Source organism: Chryseobacterium rhizoplanae, assembly GCF_900182655.1.
Classification (GTDB): domain Bacteria; phylum Bacteroidota; class Bacteroidia; order Flavobacteriales; family Weeksellaceae; genus Chryseobacterium; species Chryseobacterium rhizoplanae.
This window is the reverse complement of the sequence record NZ_FXTC01000005.1, coordinates 1-23404: the sequence shown is the minus strand read 5'-3', so window position 1 is coordinate 23404 and position 23404 is coordinate 1. Positions and strand designations below refer to the sequence as shown.

General features: G+C 35.6%; 18 protein-coding genes. 14 read left to right on the top strand and 4 right to left on the bottom strand.

Annotation, left to right across the window (positions count from 1 at the left end; genetic code table 11):
• Window positions 1–95: 95 nt before the first annotated feature.
• The 10 genes from FN817_RS12700 (at window position 96) to FN817_RS12655 (ending at window position 13364) form a co-directional block, all read left to right on the top strand.
• Window positions 96–506 carry a 5-fold beta-flower protein gene (locus FN817_RS12700; protein ID WP_142718263.1) on the top strand — a complete coding sequence of 137 codons (411 nt, stop codon included), beginning with the start codon at window positions 96–98 and terminating at the stop codon, window positions 504–506.
• Window positions 507–915: 409 nt separating this feature from the next.
• Entirely contained in the window at window positions 916–1773 is an 858-nt protein-coding gene (locus tag FN817_RS12695; protein WP_142718262.1) for a hypothetical protein, read from the top strand.
• A gap of 524 nt (window positions 1774–2297) precedes the next feature.
• Window positions 2298–3035, top strand: a complete 738-nt coding sequence (locus tag FN817_RS12690) for a hypothetical protein (RefSeq protein ID WP_142718261.1) — start codon at window positions 2298–2300, stop codon at window positions 3033–3035.
• 367 nt (window positions 3036–3402) lie between these two features.
• A complete protein-coding gene (locus tag FN817_RS12685) occupies window positions 3403–3609 on the top strand; it encodes a hypothetical protein (RefSeq protein WP_142718260.1) in 207 nt (68 codons plus the stop codon).
• Window positions 3610–3712: 103 nt separating this feature from the next.
• Window positions 3713–5029, top strand: a complete 1317-nt coding sequence (locus FN817_RS12680) for an ATP-binding protein (protein WP_142718259.1) — start codon at window positions 3713–3715, stop codon at window positions 5027–5029.
• Window positions 5030–5105: 76 nt separating this feature from the next.
• Window positions 5106–5675 (top strand): hypothetical protein, encoded by a 570-nt coding sequence (locus tag FN817_RS12675; RefSeq protein WP_142718258.1) that lies wholly within the window; start codon window positions 5106–5108, stop codon window positions 5673–5675.
• Entirely contained in the window at window positions 5672–6112 is a 441-nt protein-coding gene (locus FN817_RS12670; RefSeq protein WP_142718257.1) for a lysozyme, read from the top strand. The genes FN817_RS12675 and FN817_RS12670 overlap by 4 nt, the downstream gene beginning before the upstream one ends.
• A 324-nt stretch (window positions 6113–6436) precedes the next feature.
• A complete protein-coding gene (locus tag FN817_RS12665; protein ID WP_142718256.1) occupies window positions 6437–7276 on the top strand; it encodes a hypothetical protein in 840 nt (279 codons plus the stop codon).
• A gap of 14 nt (window positions 7277–7290) precedes the next feature.
• A complete protein-coding gene (locus FN817_RS12660) occupies window positions 7291–8310 on the top strand; it encodes a hypothetical protein (RefSeq protein ID WP_142718255.1) in 1020 nt (339 codons plus the stop codon).
• Window positions 8310–13364, top strand: coding sequence for a hypothetical protein (locus FN817_RS12655; RefSeq protein WP_142718254.1), 5055 nt, complete (start codon window positions 8310–8312; stop codon window positions 13362–13364). Before FN817_RS12660 ends, FN817_RS12655 begins: the two co-directional genes overlap by 1 nt.
• Before the next feature lie 172 nt (window positions 13365–13536).
• On the opposite strand, the gene FN817_RS12650 is transcribed toward FN817_RS12655, so the two are convergent.
• On the bottom strand, window positions 13537–13983 hold the full coding sequence (locus tag FN817_RS12650) for a hypothetical protein (RefSeq protein ID WP_142718253.1): 447 nt from the start codon (window positions 13981–13983) through the stop codon (window positions 13537–13539).
• 527 nt (window positions 13984–14510) lie between these two features.
• Here FN817_RS12650 and FN817_RS12645 point away from each other — a divergent pair.
• From FN817_RS12645 to FN817_RS12630, 4 genes are all read left to right on the top strand, one after another.
• Entirely contained in the window at window positions 14511–15362 is an 852-nt protein-coding gene (locus tag FN817_RS12645) for a hypothetical protein (RefSeq protein WP_142718252.1), read from the top strand.
• 2 nt (window positions 15363–15364) lie between these two features.
• Window positions 15365–16783 carry a phage tail protein gene (locus tag FN817_RS12640; protein ID WP_142718251.1) on the top strand — a complete coding sequence of 473 codons (1419 nt, stop codon included), beginning with the start codon at window positions 15365–15367 and terminating at the stop codon, window positions 16781–16783.
• Between the two features lies 1 nt (window position 16784).
• Entirely contained in the window at window positions 16785–19415 is a 2631-nt protein-coding gene (locus FN817_RS12635) for a pyocin knob domain-containing protein (RefSeq protein WP_142718250.1), read from the top strand.
• A gap of 307 nt (window positions 19416–19722) precedes the next feature.
• Window positions 19723–20394: a hypothetical protein gene (locus FN817_RS12630; RefSeq protein WP_142718249.1), complete on the top strand. Its 672-nt coding sequence runs from the start codon at window positions 19723–19725 to the stop codon at window positions 20392–20394.
• A 70-nt stretch (window positions 20395–20464) separates the two neighbouring features.
• Here the strand turns inward: FN817_RS12630 and FN817_RS12625 are convergent, their stop codons facing one another.
• From FN817_RS12625 to FN817_RS12615, 3 genes are all read right to left on the bottom strand, one after another.
• Complete coding sequence (locus FN817_RS12625) at window positions 20465–21709, bottom strand: radical SAM family protein (RefSeq protein ID WP_142718248.1); 1245 nt, start codon at window positions 21707–21709, stop codon at window positions 20465–20467.
• 22 nt (window positions 21710–21731) lie between these two features.
• Window positions 21732–22697, bottom strand: a complete 966-nt coding sequence (locus tag FN817_RS12620) for a hypothetical protein (RefSeq protein WP_142718247.1) — start codon at window positions 22695–22697, stop codon at window positions 21732–21734.
• A gap of 126 nt (window positions 22698–22823) precedes the next feature.
• Complete coding sequence (locus FN817_RS12615) at window positions 22824–23120, bottom strand: hypothetical protein (protein ID WP_142718246.1); 297 nt, start codon at window positions 23118–23120, stop codon at window positions 22824–22826.
• Window positions 23121–23404 lie beyond the last annotated feature (284 nt).

Sequence of the window (23404 nt, the reverse complement as noted above, 5' to 3'; positions counted from 1 at the left end):
AAGTATTAACTATATACCATCCAACATAAAAGAATAATCAATACTTTTGAATACATCAAATAAACCAAAGTTAATAATGCATTAAAATCTTAAATATGAAAAAAACACTATTCCTTTGCTCCCTTCTCTTCAGCCTTTCCGTTGCAAGTGCTCAAACTATAGAATCCGGAAGCCACAGTACCACGGGTTATATAAAAAATGACGGAACCATAGAAAACAGCAGTCATTCCACTGTGGGCTACATTAAAAATGATGGGACTGTCGAAAATAAAAGCCGAAGCACTATTGGCTACATTAAAAGTGACGGAACTATCGAAAATAAGAGTCACTCTACAGTGGGCTATGTGAAAGAAGACGGGACCGTAGAAAACAGCAGTCATTCCACCATTGGCTACATCAAAGATGATGGAACGGTTGAAAATAGCAGCCACAGTACTATAGGGTATGCAAAAGGAGTCAAAAAAGAATGGGCGGCGGTAGTGTATTTCTTTTTTAAGCTTGATTGATTATCATTTCTGCGGAAATAAACAAACTTAAAGCATATAAGCTGAAAAAGGCTCGGATTTTATAATCTGAGCCTTTTTTATTATAGATACAGACCAGGTTTTATTAAATAAAAACGCAGATCTGGTTATTTTACTTATTCGGAAAAGATAGGCTACTGCAACTACAGAATAGCGGGGCCAAAAAACTTTCACAGGAACAAAAAAAGTATGAATTTTGGGCAATGGAACTTAAGAAGTCATCATCCGGTTTCTTACAAGTAAACGTTACTGCACCTACAGCGGAACGAGGCTAAAATCCTTTTCCAGGGATAAAAAAGGATGAATTCAGAACTTTAAAACATAACATAAAATAATCATTGAAACCAAAGTGTAATTATGCTAAGAAGCATAAGTTATAAAAAAAAGTATTATGGAGGAAAATAAACTAACAACCAGAGACCAGTTAAAAATCTATTTTGAAACAGGGAAATACCCTACAGAAGGCCAGTTTGCGGATTTAATAGATTCTTTAAGGCTTAGAGAAGATGTCTTTACCAAAAGAGAACTGGCCATTTTTGCCAATAATTTAGCAGCTATTGACAACTTATACGTTAATTTTTTAGCAAATAATGTCGGAAATCTAAAATTTTCAATAGTGGTAAGCACGAATGATGAACCGGATCAGGTGATCTCATCTACTGATTTCAGAAGTTTTTTAGATAAACGTTATATTGTAGGCAGTGCACCGTATACGATAAAAGTAAAAGAGATCTTAGAAGGTGATTTGGGAGAAATGGAATATTATAATCTGGCTTATCAATTAAATCAGACCTATACCATTTACAGATTATTCGGAAATAATCTGAATACAGTTTCTGCTGGTTTTGATTTTGGAAAGGTGGAAAGTATCGGCTTACCCATACAAATCACAAAAGGAGGCTATGGAAAAAAAGTAAACATTTTAAACACTAATGTTAAGTTCGTTAATAAAACGGAAGTACCTATCCAATATAGAATAGAAGCCGCTGGATGGAGTGATCAGTATAGAGCTGAAGATACCATTACTGATCATTATGATCTGGGAGATTATTTGACCTTCTTTTATAAAGCAGACCTTACAAAAATCAATCAACACATAAAGTGTGAAGTTTATAATGCCGACAATGATACCCTTTTGACAACAGGTTATTTATCAGCGGGACAAAACCAGAATTCTGTGAATGGCGGTCAGATCAATGAAGTCAGAAATGTAAGAATCGAATGCAGCTATTATGAGAATGTAGAATAAGAAAACCTAAAAAACAAATAACTGCAACTACAGACAAGCGGGGGCAAAAAACTTTTACAAGAACAAAAAAGTGATTAATTTTAAACTGTCATCACAACATAAATAGTAATTACTATTTGGTAACAAAGCAAGTGGGGAATTAATCCGCTATATTCTCATTACTAAAAATACAACCTCAATTGGTTAAGATACTCTGCAGTGGTAATCTTTTTCCACTGGAATTTCATCCGGCAATAAGAATAAAGGGTTGTTATATCTATTTTTTTGAAAGCAAATAATAAATTCTGTGAAAACGGAAGGAGAAATTATATTGCAAAAAATGAAGAAGTATGAGCCATAAAGTTCAGGTGTAATGGTTTGTTTATGAGTGAAATGTAAGTTGCTGCAACTACAGGATAGAGAGGCCGGAAAACTTTTATAGGAACAAAAAAAGAATCAATTTTGAACTGTACATCGTAACTGACAATCAGCTCCGGAAAACGGATGTATTAAGAGTATAAGCAAATAAAGAAAACTAAAATATCATGGAAGAAAACAATACATTAACCCCAAGAGAGGAGCTGAAAACCTATTTTGAAACCGGAAAATATCCTACAGAAAGCCAGTTTGGAAGATTCATAGATAATTATCTTCATTTAAATGAGCTTAATTTCGGACTGGATGTAAAGGCATCAGCAGACTGGACTTCCAAATACTATCATTTTTATCGTGCCGGAAACATTGAAAAATCAGGACGGGGACATATCAACCTTGAAGCTGAATATGGAAGTGAACCACAGCCGATAGAGAATTACGCACATGCTTTCAGCAGAAGTGTAAGCTATAAATATTTAAAGGTAAAATTATCGAACGATTTAGATATCGATAAATACAAACCTAAGATTATCATCAAGCGTTACAAACAGAAAAAAAAGATCAAGGCTGGATTCAAAGATGCAGGTTTTTATAAAGAACAGCTGCTCGATGCACAATCCTTAGGCAGAATGTCAGAATATCCTGTAACATCTAAAGAAATGATCCTGGATATCAATCCAATTCATTATTTTAAACCTGGATCAGAGTTCAATGAATTCTATCCATCGGGAACACTTACCAGACCTGGTTCATTCAGACATACGGTTCATCACAGAAAACCATTTTCTCTTATTCAGATGCTTTTGGAAATTGAGATAAATGGCAAAAAATATACATCGTATCCCGTTAATATAAAAATTATTTTGGGACGGGACTTTAACGATTTGGTTAATTATATTATTGATTAATCACACACACATACCTCAATCGGAGAGATTCTCATTGGCAGGACACCTCTTAGCGCCTGGAATCCCGGAATTTTCTGATGTGAAAGCATTAGAATCTCCTCCCGGAAGCAGAATGATGGGTCTTCGGATCTGCTGTTCTCTTTCAGACGTAGATTGACTCTTTAAAAAAGCAGGACTCCAATGATGGAGCAACTTTCCAATAACAGCTGCTTTGGCAGTTGTGGAGAGATACTCGAATGTGAGCTACTTTCCGGTTGAGGTTTCTTTAAGCAAACTACCAAATATAATGTAACCATCCTTGAGATGTGTTGCCCACTATTTAAAAACATATAAAACATACAACATACCTCAATCAGAGAGATTCTCATTGGCAGGACACCTCTTAGCGCCTGGAATCCCGGAACTTTCTGATGTGAAAACATTAGAATCTCCTTCCGGAAGCAGAATGACAGGTCTTCGGATCTGCAGTTTCTTTCAGACGCAGATTGATTCTTTAAAAAAGCAGGACTCCCATGATGGAGCGACTTTCCAAAAACAGCTGTTTCGGCAGTTGTGGAGAGACACTCAAATGTGAGCTACTTTCCGGTTGGGGTTTCTTAAAATCACCACAAGGTAGGTGGAAGCATCTTAAAAATAAAAAGAAGCAGTACACCAGATCTTAAAAAGCATAAAAACCAATGGAGTCAGAACAATTACAAAAATTATTTACTCATTTAGAAAAGGTTATTACATGGCGTATAAACAATCCGTCAGAGGATTTTAATGTAGGAGCCCCTGAATTTAATACCAGTAACCATGAAAACTTTCAATTAGGAGATTTTATTTCAGGGAAAGAGCTTGCCCATCAAGAAGTTGTGATTCTTTTAATGGCCTTATTACCACGTTTGGATCCATCATTGCTGAAACGCATTTATTTGGAGTTCCCGGGTAGTGCGCTGTTTGACTTCTGTTCAACCAACGATAGCGGCAGGCTCTTTTATCCTACAATTCATGCTGCTCAATACATTTTAGGAGGAGAAAGTATTTCAGAACGATTAAAAGCACTGGATTATTTCGGTCCGAAGTCGGTTTTGAGTAAAGAAGAACTCATTGTTTTTTCAGGCTCAGCTCAGGAGAATGCGTCAATGAACAGTCAGATAAGTGTGCATGAAGAAGCCTTTAATAAGATCATTTTTGGCCTGGAATTATTACCGAAAATGAGCAATGATTTTCCGGCAGAACGAATACAAACCCATCGGTCATGGACAGATTTAATACTTCCTCAAACTACGCTGGATGAACTTAAGTGTATTGAGAACTGGTACAATAGCAGCCGGATTCTTATGGAAGACTGGGACATGCAGACAAAACTTAAACCAGGGTTCAGGGTATTGTTTCATGGAGAACCGGGAACAGGAAAAACGCTTGCGGCCAGTCTTTTAGGGAAATACACCCAACGCCCTGTTTTCAGAGTAGATGTTTCTATGCTGGTCTCAAAGTACATTGGAGAAACAGAAAAACAATTATCTAAACTGTTCGATAAAGCAGAAAATAAGAACTGGATTTTATTTTTTGATGAAGCAGACGCCATTTTCGGAAAACGAACCTCTGTAAAAGATGCTCATGACAAATATGCCAACCAGGAAGTTTCTTATTTGCTGCAAAGGATAGAAACATTTTCAGGGCTTATTATTCTGGCATCCAACTTTAAAAATAATATGGATAAAGCCTTTACGCGACGCTTTCATAGCTGCATACAATTCAATAATCCAAAGCATGAAGAGCGTCTGCGTATCTGGCAGCAAAACATACCGGAACAATTACAGCTTGAAGATATTGATCTGGAACAAATTGCCCGACACTATGAATTAACCGGTTCTAATATTATGAATATCATACAGGATGTGAGTTTAAAAACAATTGCATTAAAAGAACCAGGTTACAAAGTAAGTGTAGACATGTTATTAGACAGCATCAAAAAGGAGTATGTAAAAGAAGATAAAATATTTATGTAAGAATTTGAATTTCAATCAGATTTCTAAAATTGAAATCAAAGCGATAAACCTGTTCAATTTTTAAAAACTAAAACTAATGAAAGCAAAAATTCTGCTATTAATCACATTGAGCAGCTTTATGTTGGGCTGCCGAAGCAAACACAAAATCACAACCACATACAAAGAGAATACAAAAGAAACAGAAAAAGTGAAAGTTGATTCTTCAAGCTTACAAAGTTCACAATCAACTCAAAGTAAATCAGCTGATGTAACTCTGAAGGAAGAGACCAATCAAATATCCGGAGATCTGTTGATTAAAGGGAAATCTGATGCATCTAATCCCTTTGTTTTTCATAATGTAATAGGACGTGATACCATTCAGAGTATTTCCATCATGGGAAATGCAGAATATTCCATCAATAGCCATTATGCAAAGGTTAATCATGAAAAAGCAGAAGTTAAAAAAGAGGAATCCACCCATGTTATTTACGATTTAAATCAGAAAGCGAGTTCAAAAGAAACCATCAGAGAAGTGGCTTCAAAAGTCTCCGAAGAAACAAAAAATATTCAATCAAACGGATTTGAAATCGTAGCCTGGATTTTCATTACGATCCTTGGAATCACTTTAATACTCATCTTTTTCACCTATAAATATTTTAAGCTATGAAAACATCACAAAAAGGAATCAACCTGATTGTATCATTTGAAGGTTTCAGTTCAAAGCCTTATCTGGATTCAGCAGGAATTCCTACAATTGGGTATGGTAATACTTACTATCCCGGGGGAAAGAAAGTAACGATAAAAGACCCTGCAATCAGCAAAGAAAAAGGAATAGAGTTATTTTCAACTGTTTTACCGACTTATGAAAAAATCGTCAACAGTAAAATTAAAGTGATCCTTACTCAAAATCAATTTGATGCCCTCGTATCGCATACTTACAATACCGGAGGATCAGATGGATTGTTTTCTTTGATTAATAAAAAAGCAGATGAGCAGGCAATCAGAAATTGGTTTACCACGAAATACATTACCGCAGGCGGAAAAACATTAAACGGACTCATCCGCAGAAGAAAGGCAGAAGCTGACCTGTTCTTTTCTAAATAAACAATTCCCACCTGATAGTGGGGATTTTAAACCATCTGTTATCATTGGAAATAAATCTCCAAAACCATGTGCGGCCTTCCTTGTTTCGGCTTCAAACTGCTCATACAGTTCAAATTTCAAGCAAAGATTTTATAGCATCATTGTAATATTTTGAGATCGCAAAAGTGGAATCAGCTTCATTGATTCTTTCTAAGTGAATGCATTGCCATATAGCTTCATCTGCAAATATGGCCTTTTTCGCTCCTTTAAAATGTCACGCCATAGAAATAATCTTTAAGCCTTTCCCAATTATCAATTTTATCAAAACTAATTATCAATTATCAAATGAGTACACCATTACATACAATTTTCAGTTGGTTTGAAACTGGAGATTTCCCAACAGAAACCCAGTTTAAAGACACCTTTTTATCTTTTTATCACAAAGATGATTTAATCCCTGTGAAAGGTATTGAAGGATTTGAAGAAATTTTTCAATTATTTGCCAGTGCGGAAGCATTTCAAAAACACTTAACAGACCCGGCGGCTCATTCGGAATATCTGGCTTTACTGAATGCAGGTAATCTAACGCCAGCTCATATTGACAGCTGGAAACATAAACTTGGAATTAATAATGTTGCTACGGTAGACGGTCCTGAGCAGTTAGGCAATGTATACACTAAAATACAGGTAGACGGCTTTGTTGATGAATTGAAAGATACAGATAAAGACCTGACATCCGATATAGAAAAGATTAAAAAGATATTGTTGTCTAATGATCTTTCTTTGGATGAGCTTCAGGAAATAATCGATTTCATTAAAAAAAGTCGTGAAGATATTGAAGCTTTAAAAGCTGTTTCAGGGCAGACAAGTGAAGATAAAGTAAAGCTGTTATTTGACTACAATGGGGTAGGCAGCCCGAAAAATCAACAGGAATTTAATAAGCAGATCTATGATAAGGTTTTGCTTATCTCGCAAACCCCTGCAAGTGCAGTAGTGCAGGTTACCGGAAGTGCAGTATTTACTAATACCCTGGAAACGGAAAATGTGATCATTCAGGCCCGGGACAGTGTTACAGGTAAAAAAATAAATATTGACGATTATGCAACCAATCAAACCATAGAGGTTAAGATGTTAGGTGATCTCGCCAATCCAATTAATATTCTCATTTTAAAAGTTAAACCATAAAAAAATAAAAAGCTATGAATAATAACGCAGTAATAAGTAATAATGCACATCAGGATAATTTTTTTGGTGAGTTGCAACGTACCCGATTTCATTACCATGATACATTACCTGATACGACTGGAGTTCCTGCAGGTTGGATAATCGATTATAAAGGGCAGCTGCATCAATGGAACGGAACCAGTTGGATTAACCTGGCCCAAAATTATGTACATCCGGATTATCCACTGACCAATAATCCATTTCAGACAGACCAAACAAGCGGGCTTTTATTGCTAAGTCAGATCCTGACCAATAGTTCAGGGCATGTTATTAAAGTAGCAGGCCGAAATCTTACCAATGCAGATATTGTCTCTATTTTTCTGAATGATGCTACTCAGTCAGGAACCTATACATGGTCATCCAATAAGATTAAAACTTATATTGAAAATTTAGTAGGACAAAGCCTTACCGGAGCATTGATTTATCAGCCTGGAGGTTATACTCCTTCTACTACTCAAGGCTCAATGACGACTCCATCACCCGTTACATCAGCTACCATTAAAACAGGAATGGTATGGGTGATTACAGCAAATGGCTGGGTGGGCAATGAACCCGTTTCTGTTGGTGATCATCTTATTGCCAATACCGATGATGCTTCCAATACGCCTAAAAATTATCAGATTATAGAAAAAGGTATTCCTGACATTGTAGATGCTACAGATGCAGTGAAAGGACTGATTCAGATTGCTACAGATGTTGAAGCTATTGCAGGAGTTGATCCTAATAAAGCAATGACGCCAAGATCTACGAAAGCGGTTCTGGATGCAAAAATTAAATCCAAGACATGGCAGATCGGAGACGGCTCTTCCGTTACTTTTCCCATTACTCATGGCTGGAATACCCTGAATGTTGATTATATCTGTTACCGTAATACTGACAACAGAAAAATAAATATAAGCTGTGTGGCTACATCGGCAAATGATGTACAAATAGATGTATTGGCACCTCTTACCCCGAATGAATATAGAATTACTTTAACTGCAAGACTAGACTAATGATTGCTCCTGAATATTTTAACAATCACATCGCTGTAGAAGGCGAAATAATTGTGAAAAGTGTTCCAAACGATGCAGGTTCTGTAATGGTTTGGAATTCTGTAACGAAAAAAATCAGCACAAGAACCCATGCGGAAATAGTTGCTGATTTAGATTTAATGACTTTAAGTACAAATCAATTTGTAAATGGTCAGAAATATTTTATAAGTTCCGGAATATCTGATGAATATTCCAATAGATTGTGGGTAAGAAGTGAAGATGGCTCAGAGCCGGGAATAACATTTTGGAAAACAGGATTTATATCTTCTACTCTTACTTTAAGAAATGATGGATTTCATTTTGGGGTGGGAGCAAATAATCATTATGATCATGTAAAAGCTGAGGGCTTCAGAAAGAATGGTTCTTCGGATAATTTTTTCTTAACAGGAGGAGGTAATGATTATGACTCGAGGAAAAAAGAAGACTCCTGGGTTCATTCTGGAAGAAACTTTCCACAGGGGACATTCATTGAAACCGATATTGATTATTCAGCAACATATGGAGACCAGTTTCTTTTAGAAATGAAAGGGAATATGTACAGTAATGGTCAATATTTACCTTTAGATTCTAAAATTCAGGGATATATTTACAATGATACTATTATTTCAGAAGGAGGCTATTCTACTTTAAATTATTTTAATTATGTCATATGCTTAAACTTCAATGGTAAACTGGCCATTTGGTTTCCTGGTATGGGATATTGGCAAGGGTTTGATGCGAAAATAACTGTAGGCTACGGAGGTTTAGACCAGGGAAGAAACAGAGTGACTTCAATTACAGACAGTGGGGATCCGGGAGGAACGAAGAGAGTCCAAATTAATCTAAAGCATCTCCTTACAAAAGAAGAGCTTATTTCTGAAAATACATTTTGGGAGAAGAAGGATATTGGAAGCTATTGGGCCTTAGATTCAGATAAGCCTATAGCCGGGCTAAATGGTAGCGGGGCACAAGTCATTTTATCAGGTGGCCTGCTGGCTTCACCTTCTTACACTGATTCCCAATTTATTCCGGCTAATGGTATACATTCAAGAGGGTTTGTTCAATCTGATGAAGGCTTTCAGAACAGATTTTACAAAGTAAACGAAAGGAATAGAATCTGGTCATTTGCCAATGCAGATAGTTTTGGTATATCTTATTTTCAAGGGAGCGGGCATGTCCTAGGTGAAGGGATTAATTTTCACTTTGGTGATGCAGGCGCTACGGAGCATCAATTTTTTATACAAAATAATGGGAGGGTATTTTCTGAAGCAGATGGGAATTCTGGAGATTGGAAACATAAAGAGTATAATATAAACAATTATCTGGGTGCTGATTATATTAGTGGTGGCCAGGAAAAACCAAATTCAGCTTATTTTGGAGCAGGAAAATTAAAACTTCAGATGTTGGAAGCTGCTCAGATGGGGTTCTCCAATATGGGTTGGTCCGATGTCTTATGGATGTCTTCTTATAATGGGAGTGATGTTAAAAAATCTACAGCTATTGTTTCATCCAAATATAACAACAGAATAGGTTTTGTAAAACAGGATTATGATTCAGACAAGTGGGGAGAAGCCCACGACTTTTGGACTACCTTTAATCTCCCTAATCCGGCAGCGAAATCTGATTTAGATAATTATGTTACGTTAAATACCCAACAAACTGTTGAAGCAAAAAAAACATTTAATGGGGCTACTGGAAATAGTTATTCAGAATCTGCTATTATGGTTAATGGTAATGGTTCTACTATATATCCATCAATAGGTTTTCATCAGCCTGGAAATTACGCAGGAATTATAAGTTTGAGAAATTCGAATCAATTTTATTTTAGAAATGCTGATGATTCTGATTTCAATTATTTATTAGCTAAAGGATATGTAAAATCAGGCTCAGATGATTCTTATGTATTATTAGGGGGTGGCGGACATCTGCCTGTTTCAAGTTTTAATTCATCTAACTATATTGATTATGTAGATGATAGGGAGATGTCTCCAGGTGAAATAGGGCCAACGAAATTTAGATATGGCTTTACTTCATGGGATCAAAATAATAGTGCTCCATGGGCTGACTTTTTACATTTTGGAGGCTATTCTGATGCTTCAGGAGGAGATCAGAATTTAATTGTATTTAAAAAGAATGGTTTCGGCATTAGACAGTATTTAGGAGCATGGCAGGATACCAATAAATATAATGCTTATGTAGAATATTGGAATTCCGATCATTTTTCAAATAATGATATAAATAACTGGAATAATTTAGTTGCCGCATCCAGTAATTATGTTACTTTAAATACTGAACAATTAGTAAATGCCAGAAAGGCAATACAGGGAGCCACAGGAAACAGATATGACCAAAGTGCGATTGAAACAAGAGGTAATGGTTCCACTATATATCCATCAATAGGTTTTCATCAACCTGGAAGCCATGCAGGAACTATTAGTCTAAGAGACCCAAATCAATTCTACTTTAGAAATACTGATGATTCTGATTTCAATTATTTATTAGCTAAAGGATTTGCAAAGTATGGTTCAGATGATGACCACTTTTTAACAGGGAGTGGCGGTCACTATCCCAAATCAGGTAAAGATGATGCGTTTATTCATTCAGGTAGAGACTTTAGTCAAGGGACTCGGATACTTACTAATATAGATTACTCGCAATCTACTGGGGCAGCATTTCTTTTAGAAATTAAAGGAAATATGTATGGCGGAGGAATGGTAATGGATTGTAAGGTACAAGGTTATATTTATAATGACACTATTATTAATGTTAATGGCTATTCTACACATCCGCTTTTAACAGAAATTATTGCTTTAAATCTTAATGGAGAACTTTGTTTTTGGTTTCCGAGATTATCTTATTGGCAGGGATTCTCTGTAAAAGTAACTGATGTTACCTCAGCAGGTGGAACAACTACAACAAACAAAGCATATCAGATAGCTGATACAACTGACCCTGGAGGTACTAAAAGAGTAAGTATTCCAATAGTTACTGTAGCTACTCAGAATTGGGTTAATAACCAATCATTTGTTACGACCAATACAATACAAGCTATAACAGCACTAAAGGAATTTTATGATAATCTTGCTATAGCTAATGGTCAGTCTATTTTGCTTAAAGGTTCAGCAGATGCAGCACATTATATTAAGCATTTTTCAGATGATACAGATGGATTTGGTGTGAGCACAGGATTTGCTGTTAAAAACTATTCTACACTTGAAAATTTATTTAACGTTACATCAGTAGGTTTTGGTAAGTTTACTCAAAATGTACAGGCAGGTGGATTCTTAAAAACAGGTTCATCAAATGATTTTGTACTATTAGGATATGGGGATCATAAACCTTTAAGTGATTTTTGGACTGCAAATAATTTCAATCCTGATACTAAAGTTGGTGCTTGGGAAAATGCTACAGCACTAGGGTTTAGTAATGGAGTTCCAAACAATGATAATAATCCACCATATATTTATAGTAATTCTAATGATAGTTATACTTTCTTAGCTACTCAGTCTTGGGTAAATAATAATTTTACTACAGCTCCATTTATAGCACAAAATTATGCTTTAAGATCAGGTTCCAATGCAACGGGTTCATGGATTAACGCCGCGTATGCTTTAACAAACAATCCTAACATTCCAGGTAGAATTAGAAATTCAGCAGGTGATGTTTACCTTAATGAAGCTACTTATGGTGATGTAATGGGAATGATTAATAATTTTGGTACGGCATCAGGCAATCCAACAGATCAATGGTATCATAGAATCAAAATGCTGCATTCTAATGGAGCTGGTTACTACACTGAGATTGGAGTACAGATGACAGGTGGTAACTCTATGCAGTATAGAAGATTGGAAAATGGTAAGTTTGGTTCAGATGTTAATAATGGCTGGATTCAAGTATGGGATAAAGAGAATTTAACCCCATCACATATGGGGCTGTGGGATTTAGCGTATAATTCTACCTTAGCTGATGTATCAAACTTCAACGACATCAATGGAGACTGGACAAGGTTCTATAGACAAGACGGAAGTTCATTTGATAGATTAAAAATGGGTATGGGAATAGTAGATTCCAGAGTTCAGGGTAATGGACTGGGTGGAAATGGTTCACCTGATTTACCCAACTCAGGAATAGCAGCACTTAACCATAAAGTATTGCCGTTATTCCATTCTACCACGCAATTAGGCTGGAGTTCTTCTTTAATTTTTAAAGGATGGACAGATTCCTACAAAGCCTGGAAAATAATGGGGCCCGCTGACAATAATAATACAGAACAGGATTTTTATTTAAGTCAGACAAGATCAGACAACGGGCAGTGGATGACTGAAAGAAAAATATGGACTTCAAAAGATTTCAACCAGTCTGATGTTAACGCCTGGAGTAATTTGACCAATGCTGTTATATTAAACCAGGAATTCACTCATAATACAGATTATGGTATTGGTATTGTGGATTATACAAGTGGAGAATCTGGTCTGTATGATATGCGTAATAAAACTATGGTGGCTGGTAGATATGGAGAATATAATAAATATGGTTCTTACTATAAGGGGTATGAAGGATTGAACTACCATTGTGAAAAGCAACTATTTGGAATGGGCAGACCAGCCAACGATACTGATAAATTAACTGTAGAAGGTTCAGTGAAGGCGGGTGGGAACTTTAAATCAGATAATGAAGACCCTAATACGTTATTTATTGCGGACGGAAGTTTAGCCTTTCTTAATGATGAGATTACCCGTGAAGACGACAGAATGAGATTATCTCATGGCATGATTGAGCAGCAGCCGGGAGTTCAATATTATGATTCTGATAATAGAATGCTGGTAATCAGATGCGTCTATGGTGAGCAATTTACATTAGGAAAATGTTTCCGGGGTCAAAGAATATTAGTAATTAATGGTAGTGACAGCTATGGACAGGGATTTAACATTGAAAGTGCAGGGTATTCATATAAAATACCACCTTATAGCTCTATTCAATTATTTGTCTGGGATGAAAAGACCGTTTATAAATATGCAGAAAATAAGATGTATTAAAAATGATCAGTCATACCTCATATTAAATGACGTCACTTATCTTAAAGTGGCGTCATTTGCCCGTTCGTGATCATGCCGGGATTATCTTCAGGCACTTTTATAGGTGATAAAATTCCTTTGAAGCAGATTAAAGGGCAATGACCGTTATTTATCAAATAAAATTGGTTCTAAATTAATGAACAAGCGCCCAAATTAAAACACCTATTCCGGCATAAACAGTAACCGTAATGATATCAGCTATGGGCTGTGAAAAGCGTTTTTCTGCAATTTTTTCACTGTTGATCTGATTCTTATGAAATTTCAGAACTTTTTTAGGATTATAAACAGCATGGGCAACCAGGCTGTCGCTTTCCCATCTTTCAACTATTATTTTGTAGCTCTTTCCATCAACGTCAATCTTAACATTCTTGTTAGGAGCAAGCTTCTCCTGAATATTAACCGGAGCAGGAGGTTGAGCGGCTACATTTTGTAGCTGCGTTGAGGTATTATTAGCTAATTCAGGTGTCTTTTTTTGTCCCTGCTTATTATCAGTTGTTATATCCGGCTGTTTTTTTACCTGGTAAGTATAGCAGCTGGTGAGAGAAAATGATATGATGATGAGATAAAGATACTTTTGCATTAGCCAAATTTAAGAATTAAACGGAATATTTGGCATTTTCTTTTAAAAGATCCTGTTTTTATAAAAATCTTCTCTGATAAATGATTGGGTTCGTTTGAATCTGTTGAATGGTAAGTTTACTGCAACTACAGAACGGAGAGGTCAAAAAACTTTCACAAGAGCTTTAAAAACAAGAATTTTGAACACTGTAATTACAAACAGTATCATTCCTGTTTTCCGAAAATAAAGTTTACTGCAACTACAGAATGGAAGGGTCAAAAAACTTTTATAAGAGTATAAGAAAAATGAAATTTGAACTCTGAATCATGTGAAAAGTCAGTGAGTTCAAAAGATAGCACACTAAAAGAGCTGGCAGGAAGTATTGTAAAAAATGTAGTTAAGTAATCCACTAATTGACAAGGTGATAAAATAAGGGTGAATCAAAAATCGCTCAAAAAATATAAAATTCCATTTAAGGCGATCAGCCTATAAGACTTATAGGTTTTCCGAATGATCAATTTGATCAAAACTAATTTTCAATAATTAAAATGAGTACACCATTACATATAATTTTCAGTTGGTTTGAAAAAGGTGATATCCCTACAGAATATCAGTTTAAGCAGACCTTTTCTTCATTCCGTCATTTAGATGAAAAAATCAAAATGGATGAGGTGGCAGGTTTATATGAAGCTTTTCAAAAAACACTGTCTGCCTCAACTTTTACCGATCATCTGGAAGATCAAAACGCACATATTTCAGTGCTGGCAAAGCGTAATGCATCCAATCTTACGGATGCCAATGTAGAGGAATGGAAAGAAAAATTAAAAATCAAATTAGCCGCTACTATAGATGGTAGTGAAGAGACTGGAAATGTCTTTACAAAAGAGCAGATCAGGGAAATAGTCAATGTATTTCAGGCAAAAGATGATGAAATGCTTGAACATATCAGGAGAATTAATGAAATATTAGCCTCTGATGATGCCAATCTTGATGAACTCCAGGAAATCGTAGACTATATCAAAGAAAACAGGCAGCAGATAGAACTGCTTAAAGAAGCTGTTATCAGAAATATTTCAGATGATACAATCAACCTTGCCGGGATGTATTCAAACTGGGGGAGCATTACTTATCAAAATCAGTTTAATGATTTGGTATACAGTAAGATTAAAAATATCGAAGATGCAGCCAGCGCCGAAAAAATTAAACATGAAGAAAGAGTTAGGGGAGACTCCAGGATAAAACATGATCTTGATACTTTAAGCTTTGTGATTGATGCTTACGACACAGTGACAATGTTTACAATACCCATTAAGGTAAGAAGAATAGACACCAATACTATAGAAGTACTGTTTGACTCATTACCACCCAATATAATTCAGTTAACAATTAAAAAAATATAATTATGGACATTAAATACGCTTATTATCGAAGCTCTGTAGGATACAAAATAGAGGGGAAAACAGACAATGATATTGTAACCGCAGGCGGCGGTACAAGGGCTATCAATTCTTTCTGGCATGACGGAAATTTAAATCCGTTAGATTATGTGCCAAAAACAAGAACTTTAACAATTAACGGTACAGCCTATGATTTGTCAGCCAACAGATCATTTACAACGCCAGATACCATTACGCGTCTGAAAGGAGGTACATCCGGTACATTGGTTTCCGGAGATGTTACCCTTGCGGCAGGTGCTAATATGGCTGTGAACCAGACCGGAAATACAATTACATTAGTCTCTACGGACACTACCTACAGCGCGGGTAATGGTTTGACATTGTCAGGAACTTCATTTTCCTTACCAATTACTACTTCAGGTACAGGAAATGTGGTTACGGGGATTACCCAGACAACCAATGGAATAACAGTAAATCTGGGTTCTATGCCCACTTCATCAGATTTAGCTAATTATATTCCGTTATCACAAAAAGGAGCCGCTAATGGGGTTGCTGCACTGGATGCATCAGGACTGGTGCCTGCATCTCAATTGCCATCTTATGTAGATGATGTTTTGGAGGGATATTATAAAACTGCTGACGGGAAATTTTATAAAGAAGCCAGTTATACTACCCTTATCACTGGTGAGACAGGTAAAATTTATGTATCTCTTGATACCAATAAAACCTACCGATGGACGGGAACTACGTTCGTTTATATCACCTCAGGAGCTGTAGATTCTGTAAATGGATTAACAGGTGTTGTAGTCTTAAACAAATCTCATGTAGGCCTAGGGAATGCTGATAACACGGCAGATGCAGCAAAAAATGTTCTTTCCGCTACAAAATGGACTACAGTAAGAACCATTACACTTTCAGGTGTTACCGCAACGGCACAAAACATTGACGGTTCCGGAAATGTAACAGTACCTGTTACTGCTGTTCCTGCGACATTATTAACGGGAACTGCAGCAGTGAATACAACCGGATCAGCTGCAAAATTGACAACACCAAGAACCATTTCTGCTTCAGGTGATGCTACATGGACCGCAACTTTTGACGGTTCTACCAATGTTACCTCAGGGTTGACATTAGCTGCAACAGGAGTAACTGCCGGAACTTACGATGAGGTGACCGTTGACGCTAAAGGTAGAGTAATTGCCGGAAATAATAATGTAAAATCATACACGACCTCTATTTCCGGATCATCAGGTGTGGTACACAATTTAGGAACCAGAAATGTAGATGTTGCCATGTATGATACGGTAACCTTTTACAAAATAGATGGCAGAATAAAATTAACCGATCCGAATAAAATAGATGTTGAATTCGATTCTGCTTTACCTAATGCTGTATCCATAACAGTAACGCGTAAAGATATTTAACATGGATGTAAAATACGCATATTATAACACCTCTAAAGGCTATAAAGTAACGGGCGGCACAGCTGCCCAGTTTTTAAAGGCGGATGGCTCTCTGGATAACAATGCTTATGTTAATAGATCGGGAGACCTGATGAGTGGTACCCTTACGTTTAATCATACTGCCAACAGTACAATAAGAAAAGATTTATCTACAGTAACGGCAGCAACCGGATTTTCAAGAGATATTTTACAGTTAGCGGGTTCTAATGGCGTAGTGGATACTGTTGCATGGTTTGGTGCAGTAGAAGCAGATGGGACTGTAAAGATGTCGTATGGCTATTTCGGTGCCACAACTTACAATGCTACTAAGGCGCTTCTCTGGACATCAGATCAGAGAGTAGGAATCGGATTAAACGGATCATCATTACCACTCGATGGATATAGGCTGCATGTTTCAGGGAATAGCTATACATCCGGTAATATAGGAGTAGCAGGAACAATTAACAGTACAGCAGGTGAACTTCAGGTTCAAAGACAGGGAGTAAACAGAATTAGAACAGGATCCGCATTTACATTAATTTCAGGAGATGGAACTTCGGGAATCGTTTATTTGAGGCCTCAGGGAGATTCAGTAAGTGCAGGCCAGGTAGTGATTAATGCTAATAATACTCAGTTTGTAGATGCTTATAATTTGTTATTTGGTAGTCAAACGGCGGCAGGGTCAGCTATTTTCCATACTAATCTGTCTAATACGACCCATGGTTATGGGGTATGGTTAGGCCAGAATTTACAATTTAATGGAACTGATTTTACCCAACCAAGAGGATCATTAAGCTCATGGGGGCTTACAGTGAATAACCATAAAAACTTTTCATTTAATTATGGGAGTGCCACCGGTACAAATGGAGATATTCCGGCATTAACTGAGGTTGTAAAAATTAATAATACAGGTAGAATTACAACACTCAATGATGGAACTTCTGCAGATTGGATATCAGCATACAACACAGGTTTTCTTTACAGAGGAATTTTAGGTCCTACCATAGATTTAAATAGTATTACTTCTACAGGATGGTGGGTGCAGACAGGAAATGCAAATGCAACTTCTGCAAATAATTATCCTGCAGGTTTAGCTGGACAATTAAGAGTTTACTATACGTCAACCCATATAGTTCAGGAATATACTACTTATGCCAATAACAATGATGTCTATAGGAGGTATTGTTTCAGTGGAACGTGGTATCCCTGGACGAAAGATTGGGATTCAAATGATTTTTCTGCAGCCAATATAAACAACTGGAATACCGCATTCAATTGGGGAAACCATGCTAATGCAGGATATCTTTCGAATGCTGTATTATCTAATTACTACACAAAAAGTGAGTCTTTAAATGCATTCGTAGGAAAAAACGGAGTTGAAACAATAAGCGATACCAAGACATTTACCCATAGTCCCGTTATTCCGGCAGGAACTTTAGAGACTCATGCAGTCAACATAAAGCAACTAAATACAAAAGCTAATGGTCAGGAAAATGCTATAGCAGTGGGATTTTCGTCCGGAAATATACCTACTTCAGATGGGAATGCATTTCCGTATATGTATCATAGCTCAGGATTATATGTAGCATTGGCAACACAGTCTTATGTACAAACAAACTTTTTAAGTACCCCGAATGGTACATCTGTTATCATTTCAGGTACAAATCTGAATAATTACCTTAAAACAGGTTTTTACAGGGGAGTGGGCTTAACCAATGCGCCTTTAAATAATAACGGCTGGTGGTATGTGATCATTGAAGCCCACGATGGTACCTGGGTAAAGCAGACTGCAACTTCATTTGGGTCGAGTAATACAAGTAACATAACCTACCAAAGGACTATGAGTGGAGGCAGCTGGTCTGATTGGGCGCAAATCTGGACTACTCAGGATTTTAACATAGGGAGTATTCAGCAATGGAATTATATGGCTCAGTACGGGTTACAGCTCAACTCGGACTTTACAGTAAATACCGGATCAGGTTTAGCTATTTCAGATAATTATCTCAATAGTGCTGAGTCAGGTATTGTAGATATTCATCAGAAAAGATTGTTAGCAACGAAACGAAACGAATATTATTCCTATGGTTCTGAGTATAATGGGTTTGGAGGTTTAAATTTTCATACAGAGTTGGGCCACTTCGGAATGGGAAGAGAGGCGAATGGGGGTGATAAGTTAACGGTAGAAGGGTCTGTAAAAGCCAGTGAAAACTTTAAATCTGAAGATGAAAACCCGGATACAATGTTTATTCCTAATGGCAGAACAGCGAGTCTCAAAGATGAAATTGTTAATGATCAGTCTGATCCTAAGGATTACGCCGTTAGATTAGATCCGCATGAATATGAATTCTCTTCCAGCAATCTTAGCATAGATGATAGAAACAGGCTTATCCATGTTATTGGAGAGCAGATTAAAATGGTGGTGAATTTCAAAGAAATCTACCCGAAACAGCAGATCGTTATTTATAACTTTGACAATGGCGGAGGTACCATGGGAGTTGATGTATATGGCAAAAGAATCTATAATATCAGCCCGGGCTGTTTTCTTAGATTGTATGTAACAAAATCACGAAGAATAATTGCAGAACAGGAACAAAACTGCAAGTTTATCTGGTAAGAAAATAGAGTAGTTATCTGTGGATATAGATTAAGAAACTTTTTACAATACTATAAGATAAAACCCACAGTCAGAGAATGAAAGTCTTCTGATTGTGGGTTTTGTGTTGTATTACTGTGTGAGCTGCCAATATAAATCTGGTATAACTCTCTGAACAATATTGGTTTTATAATCAACCTTGTTTATTGGTATTAGAGTAGAATTAACATTTTTGTAAATATAATCGGGCACATCCAGGTAAATCATGCCGTAATTTTTTATATATTTAGAATAATTATATCACTATAAATATAATATAAAAAAGACAATGCCGATAAACCCAATACCACCGGACGGAGGCCTGTTGTATAAAGAAACAGATATGGCTCATTTTTTCCCTGAGCCCTTGAATGCAATCACTGCCATATTATTTTTAGCCATAGCCATTTTCTGGACCCTTAAAATGAAGGGTAATTTCAAAAAATATCCTTTTCTAACCTATTGCCTGGTGTTATTATATATTGGTGCCATAGGAGGAACGGTTTACCATTCCTTCAGACAGTGGCCGGTATTTATTATGATGGATTGGCTGCCCATTATGGTATTATGCCTCTCTGCCGGGTTTTATTTTATAGCACAGAGTACCAGATGGTATTATGCTGCTGTCATGGTTCTGGGATATGCAGTACTTATGTTCGCTTTGAGAAACTGGATTTTGGTAGATAACCCTTCTCTTTTTATCAACGTCAACTATGCAATCATGGCCTCATTTGTAGTTTTCTCGGTACTACGGTATTTGATCTATACCCAATGGAAAGCCGGCAAATGGGTAGGCTTTGCTGTATTGTCGTTTGTTTTTGCATTAACCTTCCGTATCGCTGATAAATGGGAATGGTTCAGTTTCGGAACCCACTTTTTATGGCATACTTTCGGGGCGATAGCGACGTTTTGTATGTTTAATTATATTAGTCTTACGGGGAATATAATTAGGAAGGTATAGGTGGTTTTTATTTCTCTGCTGTGCAAAGTCTAGAAACTTAGAAGAGCCAGGGAGTTGAAAATTACTCTTTTTATTTAAAACGATTAAATTTTAGTGTTTTAGCAAGATGAAAAGCTTCTTGCGAAATTTTGAATATTTTCATTCCGTCATTATCAAATGTTTTAGTATCTATAATGCCTTGAAAAGCAAGTGGCCCATAACCAGAAGTTGCATTATTCCATTTATGAGCCATAAATTTTTTAATATTATTTTCACCCTCAATTCTTGTTTTTGAATTAAGATATCTTTTAATTGATCCTGATGGAGCCCATTCTGAATTAAGATGATCATATGTTAGTAACTGACTATTATCGGATAATGCATTTCTGATTGCTTGGGGAAAAGTATATGTATAATAATTACCAAAGCCTTCAACTTCTGCTGTTCCAGAGCAGCAAGCATTACTACCATCAAATGGTAACAAATCAGTATCAGCAGATGAATATTGTATATTATATCGGGTTGCAATTTTTATCAGTTCACTATGAAAATGATTTGCATAATCATTATTAACTAAAAACTCCAGTCCACTGATCTTCTTGTCCGAGTAGTATCTACTTATATCAGCATTTAAAGATTTATTAATAGTTTCAAGCAGTTTTTTTTTCCCAATAAAGGGGATTTTAAGAAATTCAACAGAAACATGTTTAATCCCAGCCGATGCTAATGTAATTAATGCCTCTTTAGCACTTTCTAAATTTCCAGGAATCATTGGCTGAAGCCTTGCAGAAACCCAACAAGATGAGGCAATAAGCTTAATCATTTCTAATCTTTCTGAAGGTAAGGGGGTATTAATTTCTAATTTTTTCGAAAGTTCATCATTTAATGTACTAAACGAGACTTGTATTACAAATTTGCCACTAGAAATTAAATCTATATAATCTTCTTCAAAAAGAAGGTTTCCCTTAGTAGAGATAATTGTTGGATATTGAAAATGTGATAAAATCGTTAAAGTTTCAAAAGTTTTTTTCTTTAATGATTCATAAGGCATAAATGGGTCGCTCATACCTCCAAAATGTAATGGAACTTTTCTTCTTAAAAATTGAGAAATGACATTTTCACGATTATTATCTTCTTTTAGACGTAAAAAAATATTCTCAAATGCTTTTGTATTGATTGTTTTTATCCCTTTAGGGGGATGATTTCCTCCTCGGTTTTTAGCAAAACAATAAGAACATCTAAATGAACACTTAGAATAGGAATCAAGTCTTAAAGGCAAGCTACAATGTGAAATTTGGGAGCTTACACTTAATGCATAATCATAATTAGTTACCATATTATAAATAATTCAAAATTGACTATTTCCCAGATATATTATCAATTTTTCTCCTTTCACCCGAATCTATTTTTTTTGTAGAATCTAATTTTACTCGAGGTTTTCGATCTGTTTTTAGTTCTTCAGCGGAGGTATAGTGTTTTGATATATTCATATTTATCGGTATAGTAGTCTCATCTTTTGCTGTAATTGGAATGTCTGATAAAAATGCCCGTGAAAAGAGTGATATTATTATTGCTAGGATTACCACCCAAAATGTAAAATTAACTCCCTTAGACATAATATCTGTTAATTGTCTCTCAAATTTATTTTTATAAGCATTATGAACTAGTAATAGATATGCATGTTTTAAGTTTTGGATATATAAATCACGAGGAGTTGATTTTATAAAGTTTTCGAAATAGAAACTTGCCCCACTAACATATCCATCAACACCAATTTTATCATGCTCAAGCTTTTTGCTTTTTTTCCAATCTGAAGAAATGAAAGGAATTTTCGATAATCCTTCAACACCATGATAAAACCATTCCCAGCTGTTTCCTAGATTTGGAATTTTTGTAGTATCAATTTTTAAAAAGTGATATCTATCTGATTTTGTTTGCCAATAAAAGCATGTGATGACACGGAAAGCTGTAATAATCATTGTAAAAAGCCCCAAACATATAGAGATACTAATTAAAAAAACAAGTGAAATAGATGAAGATGTGATAAATTTCAATAGTAATCCAAGACCAGTAAGCCCTATAGCAACAAGTTGTAAAGCAGCCTTATAGTAGTCGCCTCTTCGTTGATCCAAAACCTTAGTTAGATCAAGATAATGTTTTATTAAACCTTCTGCCGTTTTAGATTTTGTTTCAATTACCTTTAATACTTCTTCGTCCGTACTTTCAGGGATTTCAGCAAAAAGTTTATCAATTTTCTCAAATTCAATACTCATTCTATCAAGAAATTCTTGATCCGGTTTATTTGTACCTTTCCACCAATCCATAATTTTGTTTTTTTAGTTAACTTAAATAATACTTGTGATAAAAATATATAGATTAAACGACAAAAGCTGTCGCATTAAATTTTATTTATATTTTGGATTTAAGTTAGGGTTAAAATTTTTACATATTTATACATTTTTTTTTATAAATTTTTCCAAATCAGACCTTAATATTTTATAAACCCAACCTCTAATGACGCAAAAATCATCAGCTTTTGCTATTTTCATATTAGGTAGTAATTGAACTGTATTTAATCCTTCATTGATAAGAAAAGCATCAAGTGAAAATGGTCTTAGAATGGATACTTGATCATCTTCAAATGCTTGATCTCGACTTTCAATATCATAGTAATAGAATTTGTTTATCTCACTTGTAGAACGGCGATATCCAAACATACCCCGCTTTAAAATATCAGAATCTTTCATATAAAAAAAATATTCATGTGGTATATTTTTATAAAATGAAAATTTTTTCTTAAAAGTTGGGAAAAAATCTTCTACAAATTTCTGATATGCATTTTCTAAATGCCTAAAAAATGTTTCTATATATAATTTTGCTTGATCTTCACTATATTGGAAGGTTCTAAGCTTATTTAAATTGTATTCATTAAGTTCTGTAAGTCTTCAAACTAAATTGGACATTTTGTAATAAGTCCTTAAGGAGTATTTAGGTTTATAAATTTATTAATTTCTGTTGAAAATACAATTGT

Coding starts and splice junctions, on each gene's coding strand:
- FN817_RS12620 (WP_142718247.1), bottom strand. CDS start 22,697: ATGGATTGGTGGAAAGGTACAAATAAACCGGATCAAGAATTTCTTGAT.
- FN817_RS12650 (WP_142718253.1), bottom strand. CDS start 13,983: ATGCAAAAGTATCTTTATCTCATCATCATATCATTTTCTCTCACCAGC.
- FN817_RS12675 (WP_142718258.1), top strand. CDS start 5,106: ATGAAAGCAAAAATTCTGCTATTAATCACATTGAGCAGCTTTATGTTG.
- FN817_RS12645 (WP_142718252.1), top strand. CDS start 14,511: ATGAGTACACCATTACATATAATTTTCAGTTGGTTTGAAAAAGGTGAT.
- FN817_RS12680 (WP_142718259.1), top strand. CDS start 3,713: ATGGAGTCAGAACAATTACAAAAATTATTTACTCATTTAGAAAAGGTT.
- FN817_RS12630 (WP_142718249.1), top strand. CDS start 19,723: ATGCCGATAAACCCAATACCACCGGACGGAGGCCTGTTGTATAAAGAA.
- FN817_RS12700 (WP_142718263.1), top strand. CDS start 96: ATGAAAAAAACACTATTCCTTTGCTCCCTTCTCTTCAGCCTTTCCGTT.
- FN817_RS12695 (WP_142718262.1), top strand. CDS start 916: ATGGAGGAAAATAAACTAACAACCAGAGACCAGTTAAAAATCTATTTT.
- FN817_RS12670 (WP_142718257.1), top strand. CDS start 5,672: ATGAAAACATCACAAAAAGGAATCAACCTGATTGTATCATTTGAAGGT.
- FN817_RS12655 (WP_142718254.1), top strand. CDS start 8,310: ATGATTGCTCCTGAATATTTTAACAATCACATCGCTGTAGAAGGCGAA.
- FN817_RS12660 (WP_142718255.1), top strand. CDS start 7,291: ATGAATAATAACGCAGTAATAAGTAATAATGCACATCAGGATAATTTT.
- FN817_RS12665 (WP_142718256.1), top strand. CDS start 6,437: ATGAGTACACCATTACATACAATTTTCAGTTGGTTTGAAACTGGAGAT.
- FN817_RS12615 (WP_142718246.1), bottom strand. CDS start 23,120: ATGAAAGATTCTGATATTTTAAAGCGGGGTATGTTTGGATATCGCCGT.
- FN817_RS12625 (WP_142718248.1), bottom strand. CDS start 21,709: ATGGTAACTAATTATGATTATGCATTAAGTGTAAGCTCCCAAATTTCA.
- FN817_RS12635 (WP_142718250.1), top strand. CDS start 16,785: ATGGATGTAAAATACGCATATTATAACACCTCTAAAGGCTATAAAGTA.
- FN817_RS12640 (WP_142718251.1), top strand. CDS start 15,365: ATGGACATTAAATACGCTTATTATCGAAGCTCTGTAGGATACAAAATA.
- FN817_RS12690 (WP_142718261.1), top strand. CDS start 2,298: ATGGAAGAAAACAATACATTAACCCCAAGAGAGGAGCTGAAAACCTAT.